Here is a 25,290-nt window from a genome sequence, read left to right as displayed (position 1 = left end):
AAAATACAGGAGACAAGCATGGAAGCGCTATACGGAGATCAGGCCGTCAAGGAAACGGATGCTGGCCGCATCTATGGCAGGGCTTACTGGCGGCTCTTGCCGTTGCTCTTGATCTGCTATCTCGTGGCATATCTGGACCGTGTGAACGTTGGCTTCGCGAAGTTGCAGATGCTCGATGCACTCGGCTTCGACGACGCCATCTATGGCCTCGGCTCGGGCATCTTCTTCGCCGGCTACTTCTTCTTCGAGGTTCCGAGCAATCTCGTGATGCGCAAGGTCGGCGCGCGCCGCTGGATTGCGCGCATCATGCTCACGTGGGGTGTCATTTCTGCGGCGATGGTCCTCGTCAAGACGCCGACCATGTTCTACATTGCGCGCTTCATGCTTGGTGCCGCCGAAGCAGGCTTCGCACCGGCGATCATGTATCTGCTCACGCTGTGGTTTCCCGCGCGCTACCGCGGTCGCGCAATGTCCATCTACGTGATGGGCGCGCCGCTCGCGTTCGTCGTCGGCGGGCCGATTTCCGGCTATATCCTGCACGCGTTTTCAGGTAACGACCAGCTAGCCCCGTGGCAATGGCTTTTTCTGATCGAAGCGCTGCCCGCCATCGTGCTCGCCTTCGTCGTGTTGCGCTTTCTTGACGACGATCCCGCCAAGGCGCGCTGGCTTTCGGACGACGAACGCAATCTCGTGCTCGCCGACATTCGCGCGGAAAACGCCAGCAAGATCGACTATACGAGCGTGCGCGGCTTTCTCGGCAACAAGAAATTGTGGGCGTTCTGCGCGATCTACTTCTGCCTCATCATGGGTCTTTATGCGCTCGGTTTCTGGATGCCCTCGCTCGTCAAGCGCAGCGGTGTCGCCGACCCGTTCGCCATCGGACTCTATACGGCCGTGCCGAACATCTTTGCGGCGATAGCGCTTTATTTGTCGAACCGCAGCGCCGATCGCACCGGCGGCAGGCGCATCCACTTCGCGGCGTTCATGGTGATCGGCGCGGTTGGACTTGCCGTAAGCATGTGGTTGTCGGCGGGGCCGCTCGTGACGGTAGCTTGCCTGTCGGTCGCCGCAGCGGGCGTCTATTCGTGCATCGCGCTGTTCTGGGCCTTGCCGACAAGTCTCTTCGTGGGAGCATCGGTGGCGGCAGCGTTGGCGTTCATCAATTCAGTGGGCAATATCGCGGGCTTCATGTCGCCGTATCTCGTAGGCTTGCTCAACGTGTGGCTTGGACACGCGGAAGTCGGCATGTATGTGATCTCCGCATTCCTCGTGCTCGGCGCCTGCATGACGATGCGCTTGCCTCGAACGTTGGACAAATGACGCGTTGCTTCAGGCGGCCCATGGCGGCCGCCGGAGCTTATCCGCCACGTAATCAATAAACGCACGCACGCGCGGATGCAAAGTCGAATCGCGCGGATACAGCACATAGATCGCGGTTTCGTCGCTCGATTGAAAGTCGGTGAGCAAAGGCACGAGCATGTTGCTGCGAATGGAAGGCAACACCATGTGTTCAGCCATCCGCGTAATGCCCACGCCTGCAAGACACATATAAACCGAACTCACGCCGCTGCTCGTCTGAAAGTTGCCGTTGATGAGCATGGACGTGCGCTCGCCGCCGACCATGAAAGGCCAATGGTTGAGATGGTCCATCGGCGGTTCCCACATCAGGCAGTTGTGTCGGGCGAGTTCCGCGGGTGTCGAGGGTACCCCATGTCTGGCGATATACGCAGGCGACGCCGTGACCACTCGCTGCAGATGACATAGCTTGCGGCTCACGAGATTCGAGTCCTGCAAATTGCCCATGCGGATGGCGACATCGAACCCTTCTCCGATGATATCGGCGAGCGTATCCGAAAGAGAAAGCCGCACGCGCAGGCCCGGATAACGTTCGAGAAATGCCGGAATGAGCGGCACGATCTGATCCATGCCGAACGACGTAGCCACGGTCACGCGAATATCGCCGGACATGTGCTGGCCCGCGCGCGAGAGTTGTGCTTCGCCGCTTTCGAGTTCTTCGAGAATGCGCTTGCAGAGCGCGAGATACTGCGTGCCCTCCTGCGTCATCTGAAGGCGACGCGTGGAGCGCCTCAAAAGCGATACGCCGAGCCGCTTCTCCAGCGCGGATACAGTGCGGCTGACGTAAGGCTGCTGCAAATCGAGCGCGAGCGCCGCAGCTGTGAAACCGCCCGTCTCGGCGACGGCCCTGAAGATCCTCATCTCGGTGAGGCGTTCGTCCTTCATGCTGTCACGATGCCTGGGGAAACAGGCATCGTAGCGTGCCTCGCTGGCAGGGCCTATCGGGGAAGGCACGGACATCCGGTCTGTGCCTTCCGGCTGCCTCAACTCCTCACCCCCACCCCCGCCGCCCCAACTCCGCTACGCCCACGCAAGACACACCCCACCGCCACCGCGCCGACCAACAAACCCGCCGCCACGACGATCAACGCCACATCCGTGCGTCCCGTCACGTCCTTGAGATAGCCGATCATATAGGGCGACACGAAGCCCGCGAGATTGCCGATGGAGTTGATCATCGCAATGCCCGCTGCCGCCGTCACGCCGGTGAGAAACGCCGTCGGCAAGCTCCAGAACAACGCGGGAATCGACAGCACGCCCATGTTGGCGATGCACAGCGCGATCACGCCCAATACCGGCTGGTTCTGCCACACGACGCACAACGCAAAGCCAAGCGCGGCCATCGAGAACGCGGCAATCAGATGCCACTTGCGTTCCTTGCGACGATCCGCCGAGAATCCGAACGCCAGCATGCTGATGATCGCGCACACGCCCGGCAACGCCGTGAGAAGCCCGATGGTGAACGGATCGGCCACGCCCATCTTCTGCACGAGCGTCGGCATCCAGAAGCTGATCGCGTACAGCCCCATGTTGTAGACGAAATAGATCAGCACCAGCGCCCAGATGCGTCCATGACCCAGCAGGCTCATGAAGCCATGCGCGATCTTGTCGCGATTCTCCGCCGCAAGCACCGTGCTCAGATGCGTCTTCTCGCCATCGGTCAGCCACGTGACGCGGCGAATATCCTCGCTCATGCGGAAGTAGATATAGATGCCGAGGAGTATCGTCGGAATGCCTTCGCACAAGATCAGCCACTGCCAGCCGCGCATGCCGCCGACGCCCGACAGAAAGCCGAGAATCGAGCCGGACACGAGTCCGCCGATGACGCCCGACGATGCCAGCGCGATATAAAACACGCCCCATGCGCGTCCGCGTCGCGCCGCCGGATACCACTGACTCATGTAATAGATCGCGCCCGGAATGAAGCCCGCTTCGGCGAGACCCAGCAGAAAGCGCATGACATAAAACTGCGTCGGCGTGCGGATGAAAATGGTCGCGCACGAAAGCAGGCCCCACGTCACCATGATTCGCGCAATCCAGCGTCGCGCACCCACGCGATGCAAGATTACGTTGCTCGGCACTTCGAGCAGAAAGTAACCGAGAAAAAAGATGCCCGCGCCGAAGCCATACACGGCATCGCTGAAATGGAGGTCGCTCGACATCTGCAGCTTGGCGAACCCCACGTTCACGCGGTTCAAATAGGAAAAGAAAAATCCAAGCATCAGCACGGGCAGAATGCGCAGGGATATCTTTCTGAAAAGCCTGTTTTCGTCGATGGCGGGCGTCATGTCAGTCTCCTTGATTTCGTGCGGTCATGTTTTTATTCGACGCGATAGAAACGTCGCGCGGTCCCTTCGAACAACGCGCGTAAATCGGTTTCGGTGGCTTGCGGCAAGGCGCCGAGCACATCGGCGACGATCTCCGTGAAGCTCGCCGACAAGTTACCCACCGGCAGATTGCTCGCGAACATCGAACGCTCGTAGCCGAATAGATCGACGGCTTCGCGAATCACGCGGCGATTGCTCGCGCTGTCCCACGTGCCGTTCGGCAAGCCGAGTTCCGATACCTTCAGATAGACGTTCGGACACGCCGCGAGCTTCTCCATGCCACGGTGCCAGATCGCGACGCCTTCGTCCGATCGATCGAGCGGCAAGCCGAGATGGTTCGTGACGATAGGCGTCTTCGGGAATGCACGCGCCACTTCCGCCGCTTCTTCCAAGTGCCAATACGGCACGCGCAAGTCCCACGAGAAGCCGTACTTATCGAGTAAAGCAAGACCCGCAAGCCATGCTTCGTCTTGCATCGTGCCCGGTTGGCCCGCAACGGATTCATGCGGACCGCTGGAGATTTCAGGCTTCGAGCGCACACCGCGCGCGAGCGGGCTGTTTGCATGGCCTGCGAGAATCGCATCGCAATCGGGCTGCACGAAGAACACATGGCCGACGATCGCGCTGGGTAATCCCGTTTTCGCGTTGAGCGCGGTGAGCCAGTCGGTTTCGCGCACTTGTTGCCTGCGCGAACGCTCCGCTTCCACATGCACGGTGCCGATCACGTTGAAGCCGGCCGTCGCCTGGCGATACTGCGGCGGCAAAAAGTCCTGACACATTCGGCGATAGTCGCCGAGGAAGAAGGCGTCGTCATACTCGTTCGTGAGCCAGGGAAAGTCGCCGTCCGACAAGTCCCAGAAGTGATGATGCGCATCCAGTATCGGCAGGTCGAAGCCGAGCGTGTTGGTGGTCATCGCGATGTCCTTGCGTGAGTGCCGCGTGCGTTGTCGTCGAGCCCTTCCGGGCGATAGATGCGCACGGCCGTATCGTGAAAGAAAGCCTCTTGATCCGCGCGCGGCCAGGCGCGCACCACTTCGGCAAAGCCGCGTAGCAGACCGTCGAGCGAGATGAACATGCCATCCACGGGGAAGTTGCTGCCGAACATGAGGCGCCCGGCGCCGAAGACTTGATGAAGCGTATCGAGCACTGGCTGGTTTGCGGCCACGCTCCACGGCTTGCCCGCCTCGCACAGCCCCGACACCTTCACGGCCACATTCGGCAGACGCGCGAGTTCTTCCAGCGCCACGCGCCAACGCGTAAGCGTCGCGTTCGATCTATCGCCGGGCACGCCCGCATGATTGACGATGAGCGTGGTGTGTGGAAAATCGCGGGCGAGCTGTGCCGCTTCGGACAGTTGCCGCCACGACGCCTGCAAGTCGAAGTGCAGGCCGTATCGTTCGAGCAAGGCATAGCCGCGCCGCCAGCGTTCGTCGGACATGAGCGTGCGGCCATCCTTGTCCGGTGCGCCCGGCTTGTGACGCACGCTGCGAACGCGAGCCACGCGGGCTTGCGCGGACAACACGTCGTCCACGTCGGCGCGGTCGAGCCACGCTTGCGCCACGATCGCGTTGGGGCGACCCGTCTCTTCGGCAAGCTCGCGGACATAGCGCGTTTCGCCGAGCGGATCATCCGGGTTCCACTCGGCTTCGACATACACGCTGCCGATCACGCGATGCCCCGCCGCATCGCGCAGATAGTCCGATGGCAGGTACGTCTCTTTGATCGGCGTGTAGTCGCCGTAACGATGTTCGATCAGCACGCCCGGCATGAGCCACGGATAGCGATTCGCTTCGAGGTCCCAGAAGTGCTGATGCGCGTCGATGATCGGCCCTTCGTACAACTCCTTCATGCGCGCGCTCCTGAATCGTTGCGGCCGAAATCGATAAAGAGCGAGCCGACGAGATAAGCGAACGCCGCCGCAGCGAAGAACAGGATGACCGCCGTGAAGCCGCCTGTCATATCGACGATCACGCCCACGACGATAGGCACGATGATCGCGCCGCCCGTGCCCGCGAAGTTCATCACGCCGCCGACGAGGCCGACTTGCTCGCGCGGTGCGAGCATCGCGGGAATGAGCCAGTACAGGCCGCCCCACAAGTGAAAGAACACGCCGAGCGACAACACGGCGACCGCGAACCGGATATCCGCCACGAACGGCAAAGCCAGCAGACAAAGAAGCGACATGCCGCCCGACACGCCGAAGAGGATCTTGAACGCCGTCTTGCGTGCGAAATGCCGTTGCAGCCAGTCGGCTGTCACGCCCGACAGAATCTCGCCGACCGCGCCCGCGAGAAAAATGATGAAGGTCGCGAAGCCCATGCCGCGGATATCGAGCCCGCGTCCCACCGACAAATAGTTCGGTCCCCAGGTCACGAGGCCGAAGAACACCATCGCCCAACCGACACGGCCCACCACCATCGCCGAAATGATGCCGCGTGACAGCGGCGCCATCTTCGCGCTAGGGGTTTCGCCAGCAACGAGCTTCTGCTCGCGGATATACGCGACTTCCGCCTGGTCGATACCCGCGTGCCGCTCGGGCGTCTCGCGCAGCATGCGATAGACGACGAGACCGAAGACGATCGTCACCGCTCCCACGATCAGGAACGCCGAACGCCACGATCCCGAGAAGCCGATCAGCGCGCTGATGAGCAGGCCACCGAGCGCCGAGCCGAGCGGCGCGCCGCTATCGATGAGTGTCACGCCGCGCGCCCGTTCCGCGGGCGGCAGCCACGCCGCCGTGAGCTTCGTCGCGGCGGGCATGTAAGGCGCTTCGAACACGCCGAGACCGATACGCGTAAGCAACAGCGTCACGCCGTTCATGGCGAACGCGGCAAGACACTGGAAGCCGCCCCACAGCACCGCCGAGATGCCGATCATGCGGCGTGCGCCGAAGCGGTCGGCGGCCCAGCCAGCGGGAATCTGGAACGTGCTGTACGTCCAGAAGAACGCAGAGAGGATCAACCCCTGCATCGTCGCGGCGAGATGAAACTCGCGCACGATGGTCGGCATTGCAATGGACAGCGACATGCGGTCGATGCAGTTGATCGTATAGAGCACGAAGAGCAACAGCACCATGCGCCAGCGGGTGGTGCAAAGAAGCGCGCGCAGCGAACTGCCCGAGGCGCTCGCGGATAAATTGGTTTGCATGTCTCCTCCTGTATGGGTCGAAAGCCCTCGTCGTATCTCAGGCCGTTTATAGCGACGGATTGCGCTTCCACGCTTCGTAAAGCGCCGAGCCTTGCAAGTCGAGCGCATCGAGCGGAACGAGGTCGCCCTGCTTTACATCGGCGAGAAGACGCTTGTTGGCCGCGAGATAGAACGGCGCCGCGACTCCCGCCTTCGCGCGTTCGATGAGCAATGGCGTCGCGCCCTGAATGGTGTGATGATGACCGCCCATGGCAAGCGTCTCGCCCGCCTTGAAGTCGCGTTCGGCACGCGCCACCATTTGCGCGTGCGGCAACTGCTCCGCGCTGCCAGTCGGCTGATTGAGCAGCACCGCCGAAAAAATACTCATCGGCGTTTCGAGACCCATCAGGTGATACGGCAAGTAGATGCATGCATAGCGGCCGTTCTTGCCGACCACATGGCCCTTTTGCTTGAGCAACTCCCAGGTTTCCTCGTCCTTGCAGCGCACGATGACGAACACGCCGCCACCGAAGCTCAGATCGTCCGGACGACGCAGGCAGTTGAAGACATCGACCACGCCGGTGCGCTCTAGAATGCCGCCGTCTTCCTTCGGCACGAAGATATCGGCGAGTTCATTCAAGCGCGCGAGCGGATAGTTGAGCGCATCGGCAGCCGGCACGAAGCCGGTCGAATTGGCGACGACGTTCATCTCGCAGTAATCGGGCGTCGCGCTTTGCGGCAGCATCGAGAGCGCCTTGCTACGGGCGGCGAGCGTCGCGGCGATATCGTCGCCAGGCGTCCAGCATGCATCGAGCGAGACTTCGTGGCGTTGATCGAGATAGTCGATGGTATGCGCGTCCGGATCGTAGATGAAGTCGTACTCGCTCGACTTGCCAGCCACGATCACTTCGAAACCGAGCACGCGCGCCCACGTCACGAGGCCGATCAGATTGCTCGGCTGATCGCCGTCGGGCGTGGTGTACGTCACGCCGTTTTCGAGCGCGAGCCGGTTCAGATACGGGCCCACGACCGAATCGGTTTCCTTGGTCGCCATCGCCACGTGCACGCCGCGCTTCAATGCGTTCTCGGCGATCTGCACGCTCACTTCAGGATGCCCCGTCGCTTCCACGACGATATCGAGCTCCACGTTCTTCAACAGCAGATGGTCGCCCACCAGCGCGATACGGCCATCAGCGCGAGCGGCGCGCACGTCGTCGGCGTTGTTGCAGACGCGCGCAGTATCGTTCGCGAAGCCGAGCGAAGCCAGGGCGGCGAGCGTGCCTTCGATATCGATATCGCACAGCGCGGCGATCTCGAGGCCCGGCAACGCGCGGCATTGCACGAGCAGCGAGCGGCCGAAGCCGCCTTTCGGACCGACGAGCGCCATGCGGATCGTGCGGCTGCCGAGCGACTTGAAGAGATGTTCGTAGTTCATGGCGATGTCTGTCCTTTAAGGCCTGATCTTGTGGGGAACGTGAACGGCACGTTTAGCCGATCACCGAGTTGATGAGGAGAATCACGCCGAGGGCGACGAGCGATTGAAACGAGACGAGCAGCGTCCAGGTCTTGAGCGTATCGGCGACCGAGAGGCGGAAATATTCCTTGAAAAGCCAGAAGCCCGAGTCGTTCAGATGCGAGAGCATCAGTCCGCCCGAGCTCACGGCGAGCACCAGCAGTTCGAGATTGACGCCGGGCGTGGCCGCCGCGATCGGCGCGACGATGCCCGCCGCCGTCACGGTTGCGACCGTCGCCGAGCCGATCGCGATACGGATCAGCGCCGCGACCGCCCAGCCGAGCACGAGCGGCGAGATCGACCAATGCGTGGCCCAATGCGCGATGGCGTCGCCGATATGCGTGGCGAGCAGCATCTCTTTCAGGCCGCCACCCGCGCCGAGGATCAGGATCACGGCGGCAGCGGGCGCCACGCTCTTGCCGAGGAGCTTCTGAATCTGCGGCAACGTGAGGCCGCTCTTGACGCCGAGCGACCAGATTGCGAACAGCACGGCAATCAGCAACGAGACGATAGGGTCGCCCACGGTTTCGAGCAGTTCGCGCATCGGCGTGCCGGTCGGCGCGTAGTTGCGGCCGAACGTGCGGATCATCATCAGGACCGGCGGCAACAGGACCGTGACGAGCACGAGCGCGAGCGGCGGCGTGGCGCGGCCGGCTTTCTTGTCGTCGGCGGCAGCGGGCGAATAAAGACCCTCGCCTGGCGTAACCGGCAGAAAGCGCATGACGAAGGCCGTGAAGAGCGGGCCGGAGAGAATGGCCATCGGAACGGCGACGATCAGGCCGAAAAAGATCGTGCGGCCCGCGTCCGCATGCAACGCGGCAAGCGCGAGCGTCGGCGACGGATGCGGCGGCAAGAGTCCGTGCGAGACGTAGAGGCCGGCGGCCATCGGAATGCCGACGGCCATCAGCGGACTTTTCGTGCGATGCGCGATGGCGTAGACGAGCGGGACGAGCATCACGAAGCTCACATCGAACAGATGCGGCAAGCCGATGAGCAGCGACGCCGCGCAAATGGCCGCCGGAATCCAGCGCTTAGAACCGAGTCCGATGAATGCGTTGGCAATGCGATCCGCGCCGCCCGATTCGAGCAGCAAGCCGCCGAGCATGGTGCCGAGTCCGACCACGAGCCCCACGGAACTGAGAATGCCGCCAAAGCCTTTTTCAAAGCTCTTGATGACGGCGGTAGGCGCGAGTCCGGCCGCGCAGCCGAGAAAGCCGGCCGTGAGAATGAGCGCGAGAAACGGGTGAAGCTTGACCTTCGTGATCAGCAGTACCAGCAGAAGGATCGCGATAACGGGCGCGATCAACGTATAGAGCGAAGGCGACATGAAGTAGTGCGGCTCGAAAAGCGTGGCGCCCCGCCGGTGTCGACGAGGTTTTCTTTGCGGTATACCGGACGAATGCGACGCCCGAACGATGGAGTTATTTGCCGAAAACACGGACGAACTACACGGGCATCGGCAAGAAACCCTTATTCAACGGTGTTTTCGGTTGATTGGCATGCAGGTCTCCAAGTCGCGTTCTTATGAATTTCGCAGGCGTCGGACGACGTTCTGCGCTCTGTCTGATTCTGGTATACCGAAATTTAGTTCTATCGTCGTGTACCGTCAAGTGCGGGATCGCACCTAGACGGGCCGATTGTCGGCCGCAAATCTCAGGTGACGCGTTCGCTGGTAAAGTGGCATACCAGAGCGGCCGAGGATGTCGCCGCGACGAGGGAACAAGCAAAAATGAAGGATTCAGACGACGAGCAGGAAGGCTTCGACAGCGCCGACGAGCCGGATTCGCTGCTCTCCATGCAGATTGCGCAACGCTTGCGCACGATGATCGCGACCGACGAACTCAAGCCCGGCGAGCGCCTGCGCGAGCGCACGCTCGCCGAACGGCTGACGGTCTCGCGCACGCCATTGCGCGAGGCGCTCAAGGAACTGGCGGGCGACGGCCTCGTCGTCGTGCTGCCTAAGCGCGGCGCGGTCGTGGCGGACCTGAGCGCGGCGGAAATCCGCGAGAAGCTCGACGTGTTGGGCGCAATCGAGGCGTTTGGCGGCGAACAGGCGTGTCGTTTAGCGACGGATGCGGAGATCGCCGAGATTCGCGCGCTCCATCACGAGATGCACGCGGCTTACGAGCGGCGCGACCGCATGAATTACTTCCGGCTCAATCAGGCGATCCACGCGAACATCATCGTGGCGGCCAAGAACGCCACGCTCACGCAAGTGCACGAGCGGCTCAACCGGCAGCTTTATCGCTATCGCTTTCAAGGTAGCGTGACGTCGGAGACGTGGCATACCGCTATCGATGAACACGAGATCATCGTGCAATTGCTCAACGCGCGCGATGGCGCGCGGCTTGGGGAATTTCTGAGGCGGCATGTGCATAGCACCTGGGAGCAGATTACGCCCGAGCGCGACCACGAAGTGAAGGAGCAGACGCTGCAACGCGTATGATCGAGGAACCCTCACCCACCACAAAAAACCATGCTGCCGTCAGGAGACACCTACGAAGCAGTCGATGCCGCCTTCACCTGGCGCATCCCCGCGCGCTATAACATCGCGCAAGACGTGTGCGACAAATGGGCGGACAGCTCGAACCGGCTCGCGCTGATCGTCGAATCGAACGATCTCTCGCAGCAACGCTATACCTTCGACGACCTGCAACGCCTCTCCAACCGCTTCGCCAACGCGCTTGCCGAACGCGGCGTGCAGCGCGGCGAGCGCGTGGCCATCTTCGTGCGGCAATCGGTCGAAGCGGCGATCGCGCATCTCGCAGCCTATCGCATGGGATGCATTGCCGTGCCGCTCTTCGCGCTCTTCGGTATCGATGCAATCGAGTTCCGGCTCGCGCATTCCGGGGCCGCCGCCGTCGTGACGGACGCCGAAGGCGCGGCGAAGATCGCGTCGATTCGCGCATCGCTGCCGGAGTTGCGCCACGTCTTCGCGACCGATGGCAGCGACGCTACGTTCTGGCCCGCGCTCGAAGCGGCATCGGAAGAAGACGCCCTCGTCGATACTTCCGCGGACGATCCCGCCGTCATCATCTATACGTCTGGCACCACGGGCAAACCGAAAGGCGCATTGCACGGACATCGCGTGCTGCTTGGCCATCTGCCGGGCGTGGAGATGTCGCAGCAGTGCTTCCCGCTCGACGCGACGCTCATGTGGACGCCCGCGGACTGGGCGTGGATCGGCGGCCTCTTCGATGTGCTCTTGCCTTCGTGGCATCACGGCGTGCCGGTACTCGCGCGGCGCTTCGACAAGTTCGATGGCCACTCCGCGTTCGATCTGCTCGAACGGCATGGCGTGAGCCACACGTTCCTGCCGCCGACCGCGCTCAAGATGATGCGTGCGACGCCGCAAGCGAAAGCGCCGGCGCTCGCGTTGCGTTCGGTGGCGAGCGGCGGTGAATCGCTCGGCGAGGAGTTGCTGTCGTGGGGCCGCGCAACGCTTGGCGTCACCATCAACGAGTTCTACGGGCAGACCGAATGCAACGTGGTGCTCTCCTCGTGCGCCAGATGGTTCGAACCGCGCGACGGCGTGATCGGGCGCGCGGTGCCGGGGCACCGCGTGGCTGTCGTCGACGATTCAGGTAGGCCGCAGCCTTTGGGCACGCCCGGCAATATCGCCATTGCCGCGCCCGATCCCGTGATGTTTCTCGGCTACTGGCGCGACGAGGCCGCGACCGCGCAGAAGTTTCGCGGCGACTATCTGTTGACGGGCGACCTCGGCATGCTCGACGCGGAGGGCTTCTTTCGCTTCATCGGTCGCGACGACGATGTCATCACGAGCGCGGGTTATCGCATCGGGCCGGGACCGATCGAGGACTGTCTTTTGAGGCATCCCGCCGTGCGCTTCGCGGCGGTCATCGGCGTGGCGGATGAACGGCGCACGGAGATCGTCTGCGCGGTCGTCGTGCTCAACGACGGCTTCGAACCGGGCGATGCCCTCGTGCTCGAACTGCAGCAGCACGTCCGCACGCGGCTTGCGGCACATGAATATCCGCGCGAGGTGCGCTTCGTCTCCGAATTGCCGATGACGGCGACTGGCAAGATCATCCGCAAGTCGCTGCGCTCGCAGTTCACGTCTTAGCAATCGCGCGTCATACCGATCCGGCGATGAAGTCTCGCAACCACCGATGCGCCGGATCGCGATGCACGCGCTCGTGCCAGAACATCGACATTTCATAGCCGGACACTTCGATTGGCGCGTCCACCACGTGCAGCGCCGCATCGTGCTCGACTAGCCGCAATGGCAGCATGCCCACGAGATCGGTCGATGCAATCAGCGAGCGCACGAAGAGAAAATGCGGCGCGGACAGCACGACGCGACGCGCGACGCCGAGTGCCGCGAGCGCTTCGTCGGTCGGACCGAAGAAGCCTCCGCCGTCCGGCGACACGATCACATGTTCGAGCGCACAAAACTGCTTGAGGCTGGGTTTGCGCTTGAGACGCGGATGCCCCTTCTTCGCCACAAGCACATAGCGTTCGGTAAAAAGCGCCTGCCGATGCAGACCCGGTGGCGCGCCTTCGGTGATATGAAACGCAAGATCGATCTCGCCGCGTTCGGCTTGTCGCGCGAGACGCGGCGGCGTGGCTTCGAGCACGGCAATGCGCGTCCGCGGTGCGGCCAGCCGCAAGCCGTTTATCGCCGGCATGAGCACGGTGGACTCGCTGTAATCGGTTGCGGCGATACGCCACGTAAGCTCCGCGCTCGCCGGCTCGAATGCCTGCTCCGGCGACACCGCGCGCGCAAGTGCTGCAAGCGCTTCGCGCAATGGCTCGCGCAAACCCTCGGCGCGCGCAGTCGGACGCATGCCGCGCGGGCCGGGCAGCAATAGCGGATCGCCGAAGATATCGCGCAGTTTCGCCAGATGCACGCTCACCGAAGGCTGCGAGAAGTTCAGCCGTTCGGCCGCGCGCGTGACGTTGTGTTCGGCGAGCAGCGCGTCGAGTGTCACGAGTAGATTGAGATCGAGTCTGCGGAGAATATTATCCATCGAAATGCCTGGCATATTGACTATTCATTTCCAATATACCTTCATCCGCACTAGTCTGGCGGTCATACGAACCCGGAGAGTTGCAGCCATGAATGTGCTGATCGTCTATGACCACCCCGAACGCCGCTCGTTGAACGGCGCCCTCAACGACTTTACCGTGCAGCGCCTGCGCGATAACGGCCACACGGTGCAGATGTCGAACCTGTATGAGATGAACTGGAAGACGACGCTCGACGCGAACGACGTGCGCGAGCGCAACACCGACGCGCCGTTTCATCCCAGTCTCGATTCGAAACACGCGTTCGCAAACGGCCTGCAAAGCCGCGACATCGAAATCGAACAGGACAAGCTGCGCTGGGCCGACGCATTGATACTGCAATTCCCGATGTGGTGGTTCTCCATGCCCGCCATCATGAAAGGCTGGTTCGAGCGCGTCTATGCCTATGGCTTCGCTTACGGCGTGGGCGAACACTCGGACACGCACTGGGGCGATCGTTATGGCGAAGGCATGATGTCGGGCAAACGCGCGATGATCATCGTGACGACCGGCGGTTGGGAATCGCATTACGACGCGCGCGGCATCAACGGCCCGATGGACGATATCCTCTTCCCGATCCAGCACGGCATGCTGTTCTATCCGGGCTTCGACGTGGTGCCACCGTTCGTGGTGTATCGCACGAGCAAGATGGATGAAACGCGTTTCGAGGCCACGCGCGATGCGCTCGGAGAACGGCTAGACACCCTCTGGGACCACGCGCCGATTGCTTATAGACGGCAGAATCATGGCGACTACCGCATTCCGCAATTGACCTTGCAAGACGAGCATGCTGCGGGACAGACCGGATTTGCCGCGCACGTCGAATAAAAAGAAGCGGGCTCCTTTCGCAAGAGGAGCCCGCTTTGCCTTGCACGAGGATCAGTTCGGGTCCGCGTACTTCAAGGTCCAGCTAAAGTTGCGTTGCGCGCCACCCGCAAGAGAGAACGCATTCGTCTTGCATGCGAAGTTCGAGTGCAACTGGCCGACAGGCGTAGTCGACAGCGGATTGGTGACACCGTTCGCGACATCGAAATTCGACAGCGCGCAAGCATCGAAGCCGCTCGTGGCATAGCTCGTCGCGGCGCTATTGGCGTAGGTGACCGAGTTACCGTTCGCGCCCGCCGCCGTGCTTTGAAAGTCCGCGAACGAGGTAAAGTCCGTTTCCACCGCGAGCGGCGCCGCAAGGGTGGCCGAACTCAATGTGTCCGTACGCGTGATCGTGCCATGCGCGAAAGTCAGCACCGTGTGCGCTTGCAGGTCGATATCGGTCGTGTACGCCGCGTTCTTGGTCGCTTGACGGAATTTCGTTGTATCGAAGGAAACGGTCACCTGACCGTTGCTCTCCAGCACGCTCAGATTCTTGTAGTACGTCACCGGAATGTATGTCTTGCCGTTGTACGTCACTTGCGGAATCAGCAAGGCGTAACCCAGGTCGGTCGTGCCGTAGATGAGCTTGTCGGAGAACGGCACCGGATAGTACGGCGAATACGAGTTGTAGTCCGGCGCCTGACTCAGATTCAGGTTGATCACACGCTCGCCATCACGCACCGTCAGCAACGCCGCGTTATACGGATGCGCGCTGTCGCTCGGCAAGTTGTAATACGTGAGCGTGTAATGAGGCAATGCATCGCGCCATGCTTTGAAATCGCTGTCGCTCATGGGGGCTTGGCCGCCGAAGCCGAGCTTGCTCCACCACGCGTTGACGTACATGTACTGATGCAGCAGGCTGAAGTTTTCGCCCATCACGCGAGGCTTGCCGCGATATGTGTCCGTGCCGCGCCCCTTCACCCACATGTTCACGGACGGCGTCGGCAGGTTCGGGTCGTACCAAAACGTGTCGAAGCGCAGCGCTGCCTTGTAGATGAACGTGTAGGCGACCTGCATCTCCTTGGCACTCAGCACGCCCGCGTTGGCTGCGGCCGTGAGAATCTCCATGAAAGCGGAATCGCCGTAAGGTCCGATCGAGCGGCCGTAGTTGAAGCCCTGCCCGTCCGGATTGATCTGCGGCAGAATCAGATCGATCGACTTGCGCAAATAGCCCTTCAATTCAGGCGTCAAATTCGCTTCGTTGCCCATCTCGAGACTGCGCTCGACCGTCTCCGCGATAAGCAGCGTGCTGTAGCGGTCGAAGCGCGCCTGATCGTAGTAGGTCGTATGCGTGTTCGATGCCTCATCCGAGAAGCCGCCCGACGAATCATTGCGGATATGCTTGGTTAACGTGTAGAGCAGCGCATCGCGCGCGCCCATGGTCGCAACCGCCGGGTCCGAAGTGGAGACGAAGCCCGGATTGCTCCAGCCGAGCTTCTGTCTCAGCCCGGCAATGCCATATGACACCGCATAGTAATTCTGCGCCGTGTTGAGCGAAGCCACGTCGATAGACGCGCCGCCAGCCGGGCACGTATTGTCCTTGCCGCTTGCATCGGGGCCGAACATGTCGCAGAACGTGAGGCGGCCTTGCAACGTGTTGAGCATGGCATCGCTAAAGACTTCGTTCAGCATGCCGTTCGCCTTCAAATTGTTGAGGGCGACGAGATAGTAATACTCGCCCCAGGACGTGTTCGCGTAGACGTAGTCGCCGCTCGCGGACTGCGCCATCATCGCCGTGGTTATCTTCTGATAGGTTGCGAGATAGTCGGCGTACTTGGGGTCGCTCTTCTTCTTCATGTCGATGAGGATGTAAGACAGACCGAGCGCCAGCTTGCCCGGCAGGAACTTGTCGCCCGTGTTGGTATCGAGTACGTGCACGGGGCTGTCATCGCCCAGATCCATCACGACCTGAGTGAAATCCGGCGACTTGCGGATGAGGTCGAAGAGCGCGCGCATCTGGCCCATCATCGTGATGGGGACGCCGGCGCCGGCGGGCACGCTCGTGTCGTTCGCGCCGTAGACCACGGCTTGAAGCGAATTAGCCGCCACAGCGGCGGGCGGCGGCGTGGAACCATCCGATGAGTCATGGCCACCGCATGCAGCGAGGACGAGCGCCGAGAGCGTGCCGAGCGCGAACGCACGCGTGATTTGCCTGTTTCGATTCATGTTGTCTCCGTCTTTAGTTATGAATGTGGGTAGTGCGGGGGGTTTCTTTTGCGCGTCCTTTGAGCGCTTGATCGACACCGGACGTTATTTGGCCTTCCGAAGTTTTTCATCGGAATCGGTGAAGATTAAAAATGATTTGATTGAAGCCCCGAGCTTGAGTCAGCGAACTTCACCGGAAAACGTTTTCCAAATTTAGGCTTTGTAAGCCGATGCTGTCAAACGTTTTATCCAACGACCTGATAGGGGATTACCCGGCACGAACAAGGCATGGTTTTAGATGGAGTCGGAGTTTCGGAAACAAAAAGGAAACCGTTTACTCGTCTTTCGGCTGCAACCCAATGTGGGCTTTCACCGCGAAGTGACAAGAAAGTCGACTTCTGCGCGAGATTGAAGAAACGCGGCATGCGTCTTCTGCCATGCCGTCTGCTTTCGCGCTGCAATAAGGGAATTTGAAACAGGTGACAGCGAGACTCAATCCGCGAACGGCTCATGCGCCTCGAACGAGGCAAGCCGCTGCGGACCGATCGATAGGCTAAACGCCTAACGCACTTCCATCTTGCGCTTTACGATAAGCGCGAGCGGCACAGTGAAAAAGATATGCGACATGAATCCGCCGATGACGACAGCTGGATCATAGTAATTCGGATGATTGTCCGAAGCGATCATGATGGCGACATGCATCACTATCCACGCGAGCACGGCATAGAACAATGCGATGAACGTCGCCTCGTAGCCGCGTCGGCGAAAGTACGGCCAGACGAGTGCGAAGAGAATGCCCCAAGCAATGGCGAACACGAAGTGAATACCCGTGCCAATCACATACGCCCAAATGCCGCTCGCTTCCTGAAACGCTTTTCCGAAGACCAGCCCGGTCGCGTTACGCGGAATGCCCGCAAGGGGCATCAGATGCTGTACGCCTACCCAGATCAATGCTTCGTAGATCCAGATGACGACGGCGCCCGCCAGACCACCGGCTACACCGGCGCGTATGGCCGACGACGCGCTCGTGGGCTTGGGCGTTGCAATGCCGTTCGGAAACTGACTGCCGCTCGGATGCAGGTTGCTACTCATGGACGCTTCTCCGGAATGGTTATCAGGCGATGACGCAAGCTAGTCCCTGTGTTTGATCACGCAAAGGATGGGTTAACCATGCCCATGGGCTGGAAAATGCACGTCAGCGTGATTTGGCGCGGTATTGCGCAGCAAGACCATGCGGTGCCCGATAAACAGATTCGATGCCTTCGAAGCGTTTTAGCATGAGTCAGGCGAAGCGTCTCGGTGAAGCCGCGTACGGCACGAAGGACGCTTTCCTTGCGTATCATTTGCCTGGCTATCTGTTTTGTTTATCGGTCACCGGAAGCGCGGTATGTCCGCTCCGCCTTGGTGCAGCATGCCGGCGCCGCAAACGTTGACGCTTTAGAGCGCCGACTAAGCAGGGTTGCCGGGTATACGCCCTCTCCCTATAGCGAAACTCTTTCGTCATCCTCCGTACTCGCTGGAAAGTGACCCGACGACCTCAGGAGACGATGATGCGATTACTCTGCAGCAACCCCGCCCTACTCAGACGATGCATCCGCACGCTCTATGCGTGGCTTGCTCTTTTGACGACATGCGTATTCATGGCGCCTCAAGCAATGGCGGCCAATTCAAGCGGTCTAGCCGACCTCCCCTCGATCCTTCCCGCGATGAACTGCGCGGCAGTCGCCACGCTCGATCTAAGCGGCGTCACCGATGGTACCGTCACCATCACCTCGGCAACGGTCCTTGCAAAAGGAACGGTCATCAGCAACCCCGGCATGCCTCCAGGCGCGACGGCTGGACCCGGACTGCCTTCCGAAGTGTGCGATATCAAGGGAACCATAGGCCCTGGCGCATCGCTCTTTGAATTGCGCTTGCCGACGCAAGGCTGGACGCAGCGCTATCTGCAAACGGGATGCGGCGGTCTGTGCGGCAATCTCTCGATCAGCGCGCCGATGGCATCGACCTGCGTGTCGGTCACGAACGGTCAGATCGCCATCTCCGCCACCGACATGGGCCACGAAGGCGGCAACGATGGCGCATGGGCGCTGGATCCGAAAGCCAAGATCGATTTTGCTTATCGCGCGGAGCACGCCACGGCGCAGGTATCCAAGGCGATCATCAACAAGTTCTATGCGCGCGCTCCGAAGTACTCGTATTTCGACGGCTGCTCAGACGGCGGACGTGAGGCGCTGATGGAAGCGCAACGCTATCCCGACGACTTCGACGGCATCGTCGCGGGCGCGCCGGCCAACGATCTGATCGTGCAGAACACGTTCCACCACGGCTGGGCGGCGGCGGTCAACATCGACCAGAAGACGGGCAAGTACATTCTGCTCGCCGACAAGTTGCCGATGATCCACGCCGCCGTGCTGAAGTCGTGCGACGGTCAGGACGGCGTGACGGACGGCATCATCGACAATCCGCAGGCTTGTCATTTCGATCCCGCGAGTCTCGTGTGTGCGAAGGGGCAGCCCGACGCCACGTGTCTCACGCCCGCGCAAGCCGCGGTGGTGCGCAAGATTCACGATGGCGCGACGGATCAGTATGGCCGTCATCTCGAACAGCCGATCGCGCGTGAATGGGGTTCGGAATTGCAATGGTCGCTCTTCGTGCCCGCGACGGACGCCGGACCTAGCGGCAGCATCAACTTCGTGATGCCGTTCCTGGCATACCTCGACTACTTCAACGACTCGCGCCCGAACGCCGCGTTCAGCGATCTGAAGTTCACTGTCGAATCGTTCTGGAAGACCGTGCAGACGTCGAACTATCTTGCTGCAACCGATCCCGATCTGAGTGACTTTCATCGACGCGGCGGCAAGCTGATTCTCTGGCACGGCCTGGAAGACCAGCACATCTCGCCGCAATCGACGCTGCAGTACTACGCGAAGATGAAGGAATACATGGGCGACGAGCGCGTCGAGAAGTTCGGGAAGCTGTATCTGTTCCCGGGCGTTGCGCACTGCGGCGGCGGCGACGGTCCCAGCACCTTCGACATGCTGACGCCCGCCATGGCGTGGGTTGAAACGGGCGCGAAGCCGGGCAAGATCGTGGCATCGCTTGTCGATACGACCGGGCAGACCACGCGCACGCGTCCGGTGTTTCCGTATCCGCTGGCAGCGCGCTACACGGGCTCGGGCAGCACGGACGACGCAGCGAACTTCGTCGCGTACAACCCCGGCAACACCAACGTGAATCCGCATTGGGTCGGCGAGTTTCTCTATTCGCCGGGCTATGAAGCGTCATGCAGCGCAAACGGATCGCAACTCGTGTGCAAGGGCGGCAACCACTGGCGCGCCGCTCATACCGGTCATGACGACGACAACGGCTGGAACGACGGCCGCTGGGAGCACGATCATAGGTGATCGCACTTGATTGCATTTGATCGCACGTGAGGAAAGCGCCGGCGCCTACTTCGAAGTCCGGCGCCTGGTCACCGCCCTCACGATCAACAAGCCGCCGACCATGACCGCCAGCGACATCAGCGTGGTCATGGTCCCGAGCGCATAGATGACCGGCGTGGTCACCGATGTCGTCAGGCCCTGCAATTCGAGCGGCAACGTATTCTGCTCGCCGATAGCCTGCGACGTCCGCGCGATTTCATCCCATGACAGCGTGAAGCCGAACATTCCCACGCCAATGACAGATGGCCCGATGATCGGCAACACCACATTCCTGAAGCTCTGCCACGGCGATGCGCCCAGATCGCGCGCCGCTTCCTCGTAAGCCGGATTAAAGCGGTTGAAGACAGCGAACATCACGAGCAAACCAAACGGCAGCGTCCACGTCAGATGGGCGCCGAGCGCGGAGGTGAAGAGGCCCATCGACGTGGTCCACGAATCCGCGAAAGAAGTAAAGCCCCACTCGTTCGCCAGATACTTGATCACGTTGTCGAGCAGACGAAACGTGAGGCCGATACCGAGCGACACGATGATCGACGGCATGATGAGACTCGCCACCGACACGTAGAACACGGCCGTATCGCCACGAAAACGCCTTCTGAAGGCGAGACCCGCCGTGACCGAGAACAGCACGGTCAGCACCGTGACCGCGAGCGCAAGCTTCACGGAGCGGCCGAACGAAGCCCAGATATCGATATCGCCCACACCCTGACGCAATTGCGCGAACCAGTGCAGCGAGACGCCGCGCATGGGAAACGTCAGACCGCCTTCGGGACCTTGAAACGAGAGAATGAAAATGGTGATGACCGGTCCATAAAGGAATAGCACGAACAAGCCGAACAGCAACGCGAGCCAGTAAAAGCTGGCGGGCCGGTGCTCCCGATGTTTCTTCAATCCCGCAATGCCGCTGGCCATGTCAAAGCTCCTTCCTGATATCGACCACACGCGTGAGCGCCCACACGATCATCAGCACGACGGCCAGCAAAATGATCGCGTTGGCCGCTGCGGCGGGAAATTGCAGATAGCCCGTCTGCACCTGAATGATCTTGCCCACCGACGCAATCTGCTGTCCACCCATTACGCCCACTGTGAGAAAGTCGCCCATCACGATGGTGATGACGAAGATCGAGCCAATGACGATTCCGGTCTTCGAGAGCGGCAACACGACATCGCGGATCACCTGCCAGCCGCTCGCCCCGCCATCGCGCGCGGCTTCCAAGAGCGACTTGTCGATACGCATCATCGCGTTGAAGATCGGCACGATCATGAAGAACGTGAACAGATGCACGAACGCGAGCACCACCGAAAAGTTCGAATACAGCAGCCATTCCAGCGGTTGATCGATGAGATGCGCGTTGATCAGCGCCTGATTCACGAGCCCGTTACGGCCGAGCAGCGGAATCCACGAGATCATGCGGATGACGTTGGACGTCCAGAACGGAATCGTGCAGAGCAAGAAGAGAATGGTCTGCATGGCCGTGGTGCGCACGTGAAACGCGAGGAAGTACGCAATGGAGAATCCGAGCACGAGCGTCACGGCCCACACCATTGCGCAGAACTTGAGCGTCGACCAATATGTCTTGAAGGTCACGCAGACATCGGTGAAGGAGCTGCAACCGTCGAAGATCGCCACATAGTTCTTGAGCGTGAACGCCGGGATGATCTGATATTCGTTGAAATCCCAGAAGCTCACGATCAACGTGATCACGAGCGGCACGATGAAGAACAACACGAAGGTGAGCGTCAGCGGCGTGGCCTGCAACCATGCGCTCACGCGCCGATGACGCTTCGGCGCTTCCTTCGCTTGCGACAAATACTCGACGGATGCCATCAGCAAATGCTCCTTGTGTGCATCATGCGAACCTCACGTCAACATCAGGCGGCGATGAACTCGTTCCACTTCTGCACCATCTAGATGTTCTCGTCCATCACCGCGTTCCAGCATGCAATGGCGCCCATGCGCTGCGTATAAGAGCCGCCGTCGCGCACCGCGCCGGTCTTTTCGAGCAATTGGCCATCGGGTGCCTTGATGTCCTGTGTCGCGGGCTTGCCTTCCATCCAGTAGTCCCACTCGTAAGCCTGCATGTGCGTCTTGGCCGTCTCCGTCACGCCGGGGTAATAACCCTGACGCATCAGATAGGCGCCCGCCCAGCCGTCCTGGAACCAGTTGACGAACTCATAGGCCGCATCGAGTTTCTTGCCTTGCAGCGAACGCGGAAAGCCGAAGCCCGACGCCCACGAGCGATAACCTTCCTTCAGCGGCTGAAACGTGCAGGCGATACCCATGGTGCGCACCTTCGTGACCGCGGGCGACCACATCGACTGAATGACCACTTCGCCCGATGCCATCAGGTTCACGCTTTCGTTGAAGTCGCGCCAGAAGGCGCGGAACTGACCTGCGCGCTTCGCTTCGATCAGCACCTTGATGGTCTGATCGATCTCGGCCTTGGTCATGTTGCCTTTGTCGCCGTACTTGACCTGACCCATTGCTTCGATGGCCATTGCCGCATCCATGATGCCGATAGCCGGAATGTTGAGCAGCGCCGCCTTGCCCTTGAATTGCGGATTCAACAAGTCGGCCCACGTGTTGACCGGACGCTTGATGAGGTCCGGGCGAATGCCGAGCGTATCCGCGTTATACGTCGTGGGAATGAGCGTCATCCATTCGGTAGGCGTCGCGGAGAACTCCGTCGAGCGCGCGCCCTTCAAGAACATCACTTTCTTCGGGGCCGTGCCCTGATCGCCAATCTTCTTGCCGTTCACTTCGCCCTTCGTGAGCACCGGCGTGATCTTGTCCGCGAGCTTGATGCGCTTTGCATCCATGCCGGCCAGCGTGCCCGCCGGAATCAGCTTCTTGAGGGAAAAGTATTCGGTATCGACGATATCGAACGAGTTGGGCTGCGTGATGATGCGCTTGGTGACGTCATCGGTCGTCACCGGAATGTATTGAATCTCGATGCCCGTGTCTTCCTTGAACTTCTTCGCAATGTCCGCGCTCTGGTTGACCGCCGTGCCGAGATAGCGCAAGGTGATCTTCTCTTGTGCATGCACGTAAGGGAACCCGGCAATGCCCGCCGCCGCCACGGCGCCCTTGATGAAAGTGCGGCGCGTGCGGCCGCGGCTTTCCAGTTCCTCTTTGGTCTCTTTGATTTCCTGAGTCGCTTGCGGACGTGCATTGTCATTGCTCATAGCCTTCCTCCTCGTTTCGGGTTTTGATGTGTTTGGCTCAAGCGCGCATCACGCCGCGAGCGGATGCGCGTTGCGTTGATCCCACCAGACGGTCACGCGCGCATCGGGGCCGAGGCGCTCGGCGTCGTAGTCGGCATCGCTGACGATAGAAACGAGTTCGGGGGAACCGTCGAGCGGCACGAGCGTCATGCGCACATGCGTGCCTTGATACTCGGCCTCGCGCACCGTGCACGCGAGTCCGCCGATGCGGCTCAGTCCTCCCTCGCCCGCGCTCGTGCCGGGCGTCGTGCCCTGCGGCGCGATCCGCAGATGATCCGCACGCACCGTGAACAGCCCGCCCTTCGAACCGAGCACGTTATGGCCGCCGAGAAAGCGCGCGACGAATTCGGTGCGCGGCCGGTTGAAGACTTCAAACGGCGTGCCGCTTTGTTCGATATGACCGTGACTCATCACGACGACGAGATCGGCGAGCGCCATTGCTTCTTCCTGCGAGTGCGTGACGTGCACGAAAGTGATGCCCAGTTCTTTCTGCCAGCGCTTGAGTTCGGCGCGCATCTGCACGCGCAGGAAAGGATCGAGCGCGGAGAGCGGTTCGTCGAGCAAAAGACAGCGTGGTTCATTGAGCAAGGCGCGCGCGAGTGCCACACGTTGCTGCTGCCCACCGGAAAGCTGCGCGGGCTTGCGGTTCGCGTAGGGCGACATGGCGACGAGTTCGAGCAGTTCGCCCGCGCGCTTTCTGCGTGCTTCCTTCCCGACGCCGCGCATCTTGAGGCTGAAGGCGACGTTATCGAGCGCGGACAGATGCGGAAAGAGCGCGTAGCTTTGAAAGACCATCGCGGTGCCGCGTGCGGCCGGCTGTTCGCGCGTGACGTTGCGCCCGCCGATCAGCACATCGCCTTCGGAAATCCACTCGTGCCCCGCGATCATGCGCAAGGTCGATGTCTTGCCGCATCCCGAAGGACCGAGCAGGCAACAGTACGCGCCGCCGGGAATGCGCAGGTCGATCGCATCGACGGCGACGGAATCCGCATAGCGCTTCGTCACGTGAACGAGTTCGATATCGGCGGCTGTCGCGTGAACCACGGTTGATGCCGGCTGAACCATGAAGGCTTGTCCTTATGAACGCGCTGACGGGAAATGGCTTGCAGCGCGAAGCCATTGCAAGACATATGCCATTTGCTGTCGTGGTTCGGCTTCATCGCATGCAACGCGTAGCGCAGTATGCGTGTCGACACGTTGGCTCGCATATTGCACACGATCGCAAGCCTCGATCGTCGGCACGTCGCGACGCGAGGCGTGTACGTTCGCGGTGCGCAACAGGTCCGCCTTGGGGCACGACGTAACCAAACCGGTTCATGCATTCATCGACAATGAGCGACTTCAATCCCGATGTACTCCGATCGCACGGCCGTTTCGACTATCAAGCGATTCATCATGGCGAGCCGTATTGCTGGCCGAACGGCGCGCGTCTCGCGGTTTATCTCGGCTTCAACCTCGAACACTTTGCGTTCGGCGAAGGACTGGGGGCCGCGCTCGGACCACTATCGCCGCAACCGGATGTCCTCAACCATAGTTGGCGCGAGTACGGGAATCGCGTGGGCGCGTGGCGTTGCATTGAATTGTTCGATGCGCTCGACATGCCCGCGGGCACGCTCATCAACACGTCGCTTTACGATCATTGCCCCGAGCTGATCGAAGCATGTGTGGCGCGGGGCGATGAACTCATCGCGCACGGTCACACGAACGCCGAGCGTCAGAGCGATCTCGACGAAGCCGGCGAGCGCGCGCTACTCGCGCACTGTCGCGAACGCATCCTTGCGGAGTCGGGCGTGATGCCGCAAGGATGGCTATCGCCGTGGATCTCGGAGACGCATCACACGCCGGACCTTCTTGCTGAAACGGGTTACGGCTACACGCTCAACTGGTGTCACGACGACCGGCCCGTGCGCATGAAAACACGTCACGGCGCGCTGTGGTCCGTGCCTTATCCGCAAGAGCTGAACGATCTGCCGATGATCATGGCGCGGCATCTCGACATGTGCGCGTTCACCGACATGATCGTCGACCAGTTCGATGAAATGCTCGAACAGACTCAACGCGCGAGCACGCCGCAGGGCCTCGTCATGGGAATTGCGCTGCATCCGTATATCGTCGGACAACCGTATCGCTTGCGTCATTTACGGCGCGCGCTCGCGCATATCGCGGCGGCGCGCAACGACATCTGGCTCACCACGCCCGGCGCAATCGCGCGGCACATGGAACAGGCGGCGAGCACGGCCGCGCGCGCCGCATGAGCTCG

Annotated in this window: 20 protein-coding genes; 6 read left to right on the top strand and 14 right to left on the bottom strand. The window is 61.1% G+C overall.

From position 1 onward, the window contains the following. The first annotated feature begins 18 nt into the window (after window positions 1-18). Window positions 19-1,320 (top strand): MFS transporter, encoded by a 1,302-nt coding sequence (locus NCR40_RS25190; protein ID WP_250469289.1) that lies wholly within the window; start codon window positions 19-21, stop codon window positions 1,318-1,320. A gap of 9 nt (window positions 1,321-1,329) precedes the next feature. Here the strand turns inward: NCR40_RS25190 and NCR40_RS25185 are convergent, their stop codons facing one another. The 7 genes from NCR40_RS25185 to NCR40_RS25155 all read right to left on the bottom strand — a co-directional run bounded on the left by NCR40_RS25185 (window position 1,330) and on the right by NCR40_RS25155 (window position 9,649). Beyond that, window positions 1,330-2,241 (bottom strand): LysR family transcriptional regulator, encoded by a 912-nt coding sequence (locus NCR40_RS25185; protein WP_250469287.1) that lies wholly within the window; start codon window positions 2,239-2,241, stop codon window positions 1,330-1,332. Between the two features lie 98 nt (window positions 2,242-2,339). Then, the gene (locus tag NCR40_RS25180; protein ID WP_244830861.1) at window positions 2,340-3,644 is read right to left on the bottom strand and encodes an MFS transporter; all 1,305 of its coding nucleotides are present in this window, start codon (window positions 3,642-3,644) and stop codon (window positions 2,340-2,342) included. A 32-nt stretch (window positions 3,645-3,676) separates the two neighbouring features. Beyond that, window positions 3,677-4,597 carry an amidohydrolase family protein gene (locus NCR40_RS25175; RefSeq protein ID WP_250511006.1) on the bottom strand — a complete coding sequence of 307 codons (921 nt, stop codon included), beginning with the start codon at window positions 4,595-4,597 and terminating at the stop codon, window positions 3,677-3,679. Continuing rightward, window positions 4,594-5,532, bottom strand: a complete 939-nt coding sequence (locus NCR40_RS25170) for an amidohydrolase family protein (protein ID WP_250511005.1) — start codon at window positions 5,530-5,532, stop codon at window positions 4,594-4,596. The genes NCR40_RS25175 and NCR40_RS25170 overlap by 4 nt, the downstream gene beginning before the upstream one ends. Next, window positions 5,529-6,830 carry an MFS transporter gene (locus tag NCR40_RS25165; protein WP_250511004.1) on the bottom strand — a complete coding sequence of 434 codons (1,302 nt, stop codon included), beginning with the start codon at window positions 6,828-6,830 and terminating at the stop codon, window positions 5,529-5,531. The genes NCR40_RS25170 and NCR40_RS25165 overlap by 4 nt, the downstream gene beginning before the upstream one ends. Window positions 6,831-6,876: 46 nt before the next feature. Next, window positions 6,877-8,244: an NAD(P)H-dependent oxidoreductase gene (locus NCR40_RS25160; RefSeq protein WP_250469280.1), complete on the bottom strand. Its 1,368-nt coding sequence runs from the start codon at window positions 8,242-8,244 to the stop codon at window positions 6,877-6,879. A 52-nt stretch (window positions 8,245-8,296) separates the two neighbouring features. Then, the gene (locus NCR40_RS25155; protein WP_250511003.1) at window positions 8,297-9,649 is read right to left on the bottom strand and encodes a GntT/GntP/DsdX family permease; all 1,353 of its coding nucleotides are present in this window, start codon (window positions 9,647-9,649) and stop codon (window positions 8,297-8,299) included. 402 nt (window positions 9,650-10,051) lie between these two features. Between NCR40_RS25155 and NCR40_RS25150 the strand changes: the two genes are divergently transcribed. Together NCR40_RS25150 and NCR40_RS25145 are read left to right on the top strand one after the other, a co-directional pair. Next, the gene (locus tag NCR40_RS25150; protein ID WP_250511002.1) at window positions 10,052-10,768 is read left to right on the top strand and encodes a GntR family transcriptional regulator; all 717 of its coding nucleotides are present in this window, start codon (window positions 10,052-10,054) and stop codon (window positions 10,766-10,768) included. Between the two features lie 30 nt (window positions 10,769-10,798). Beyond that, window positions 10,799-12,406, top strand: a complete 1,608-nt coding sequence (locus NCR40_RS25145) for an acyl-CoA synthetase (RefSeq protein ID WP_250511001.1) — start codon at window positions 10,799-10,801, stop codon at window positions 12,404-12,406. 10 nt (window positions 12,407-12,416) lie between these two features. Here NCR40_RS25145 and NCR40_RS25140 read toward each other — a convergent pair whose 3' ends face one another. Next, complete coding sequence (locus NCR40_RS25140; RefSeq protein WP_502801026.1) at window positions 12,417-13,328, bottom strand: LysR family transcriptional regulator; 912 nt, start codon at window positions 13,326-13,328, stop codon at window positions 12,417-12,419. Window positions 13,329-13,401: 73 nt separating this feature from the next. On the opposite strand from NCR40_RS25140, the gene NCR40_RS25135 reads away from it, so the two are divergent. Beyond that, on the top strand, window positions 13,402-14,178 hold the full coding sequence (locus NCR40_RS25135; protein WP_250510999.1) for an NAD(P)H-dependent oxidoreductase: 777 nt from the start codon (window positions 13,402-13,404) through the stop codon (window positions 14,176-14,178). A gap of 51 nt (window positions 14,179-14,229) precedes the next feature. Here the strand turns inward: NCR40_RS25135 and NCR40_RS25130 are convergent, their stop codons facing one another. Together NCR40_RS25130 and NCR40_RS25125 are read right to left on the bottom strand one after the other, a co-directional pair. Further along, window positions 14,230-16,383 carry a hypothetical protein gene (locus NCR40_RS25130; protein ID WP_250510998.1) on the bottom strand — a complete coding sequence of 718 codons (2,154 nt, stop codon included), beginning with the start codon at window positions 16,381-16,383 and terminating at the stop codon, window positions 14,230-14,232. 540 nt (window positions 16,384-16,923) lie between these two features. Further along, complete coding sequence (locus NCR40_RS25125; RefSeq protein WP_250469272.1) at window positions 16,924-17,454, bottom strand: hypothetical protein; 531 nt, start codon at window positions 17,452-17,454, stop codon at window positions 16,924-16,926. 455 nt (window positions 17,455-17,909) lie between these two features. Here NCR40_RS25125 and NCR40_RS25120 point away from each other — a divergent pair, with 455 nt between their 5' ends. Further along, window positions 17,910-19,766 (top strand): tannase/feruloyl esterase family alpha/beta hydrolase, encoded by a 1,857-nt coding sequence (locus NCR40_RS25120; RefSeq protein WP_502801025.1) that lies wholly within the window; start codon window positions 17,910-17,912, stop codon window positions 19,764-19,766. 45 nt (window positions 19,767-19,811) lie between these two features. Here the strand turns inward: NCR40_RS25120 and NCR40_RS25115 are convergent, their stop codons facing one another. From NCR40_RS25115 to NCR40_RS25100, 4 genes are all read right to left on the bottom strand, one after another. Continuing rightward, window positions 19,812-20,717, bottom strand: coding sequence for an ABC transporter permease (locus NCR40_RS25115; protein WP_284507855.1), 906 nt, complete (start codon window positions 20,715-20,717; stop codon window positions 19,812-19,814). Window position 20,718: 1 nt separating this feature from the next. After that, entirely contained in the window at window positions 20,719-21,633 is a 915-nt protein-coding gene (locus tag NCR40_RS25110) for an ABC transporter permease (RefSeq protein WP_244830873.1), read from the bottom strand. Between the two features lie 80 nt (window positions 21,634-21,713). Then, entirely contained in the window at window positions 21,714-22,991 is a 1,278-nt protein-coding gene (locus NCR40_RS25105; RefSeq protein WP_250510997.1) for an ABC transporter substrate-binding protein, read from the bottom strand. Between the two features lie 48 nt (window positions 22,992-23,039). After that, entirely contained in the window at window positions 23,040-24,095 is a 1,056-nt protein-coding gene (locus NCR40_RS25100; RefSeq protein WP_250510996.1) for an ABC transporter ATP-binding protein, read from the bottom strand. A gap of 251 nt (window positions 24,096-24,346) precedes the next feature. Here NCR40_RS25100 and NCR40_RS25095 point away from each other — a divergent pair, with 251 nt between their 5' ends. Further along, the gene (locus tag NCR40_RS25095; protein ID WP_244830876.1) at window positions 24,347-25,285 is read left to right on the top strand and encodes a polysaccharide deacetylase family protein; all 939 of its coding nucleotides are present in this window, start codon (window positions 24,347-24,349) and stop codon (window positions 25,283-25,285) included. Window positions 25,286-25,290: the final 5 nt, after the last annotated feature.

Source organism: Caballeronia sp. GACF4 (assembly GCF_023631025.1).
Taxonomy (GTDB): Bacteria; Pseudomonadota; Gammaproteobacteria; order Burkholderiales; family Burkholderiaceae; genus Caballeronia.
Note: the sequence above shows the minus strand (reverse complement) of the source record. Positions and strands in the feature narration are given on the sequence as shown.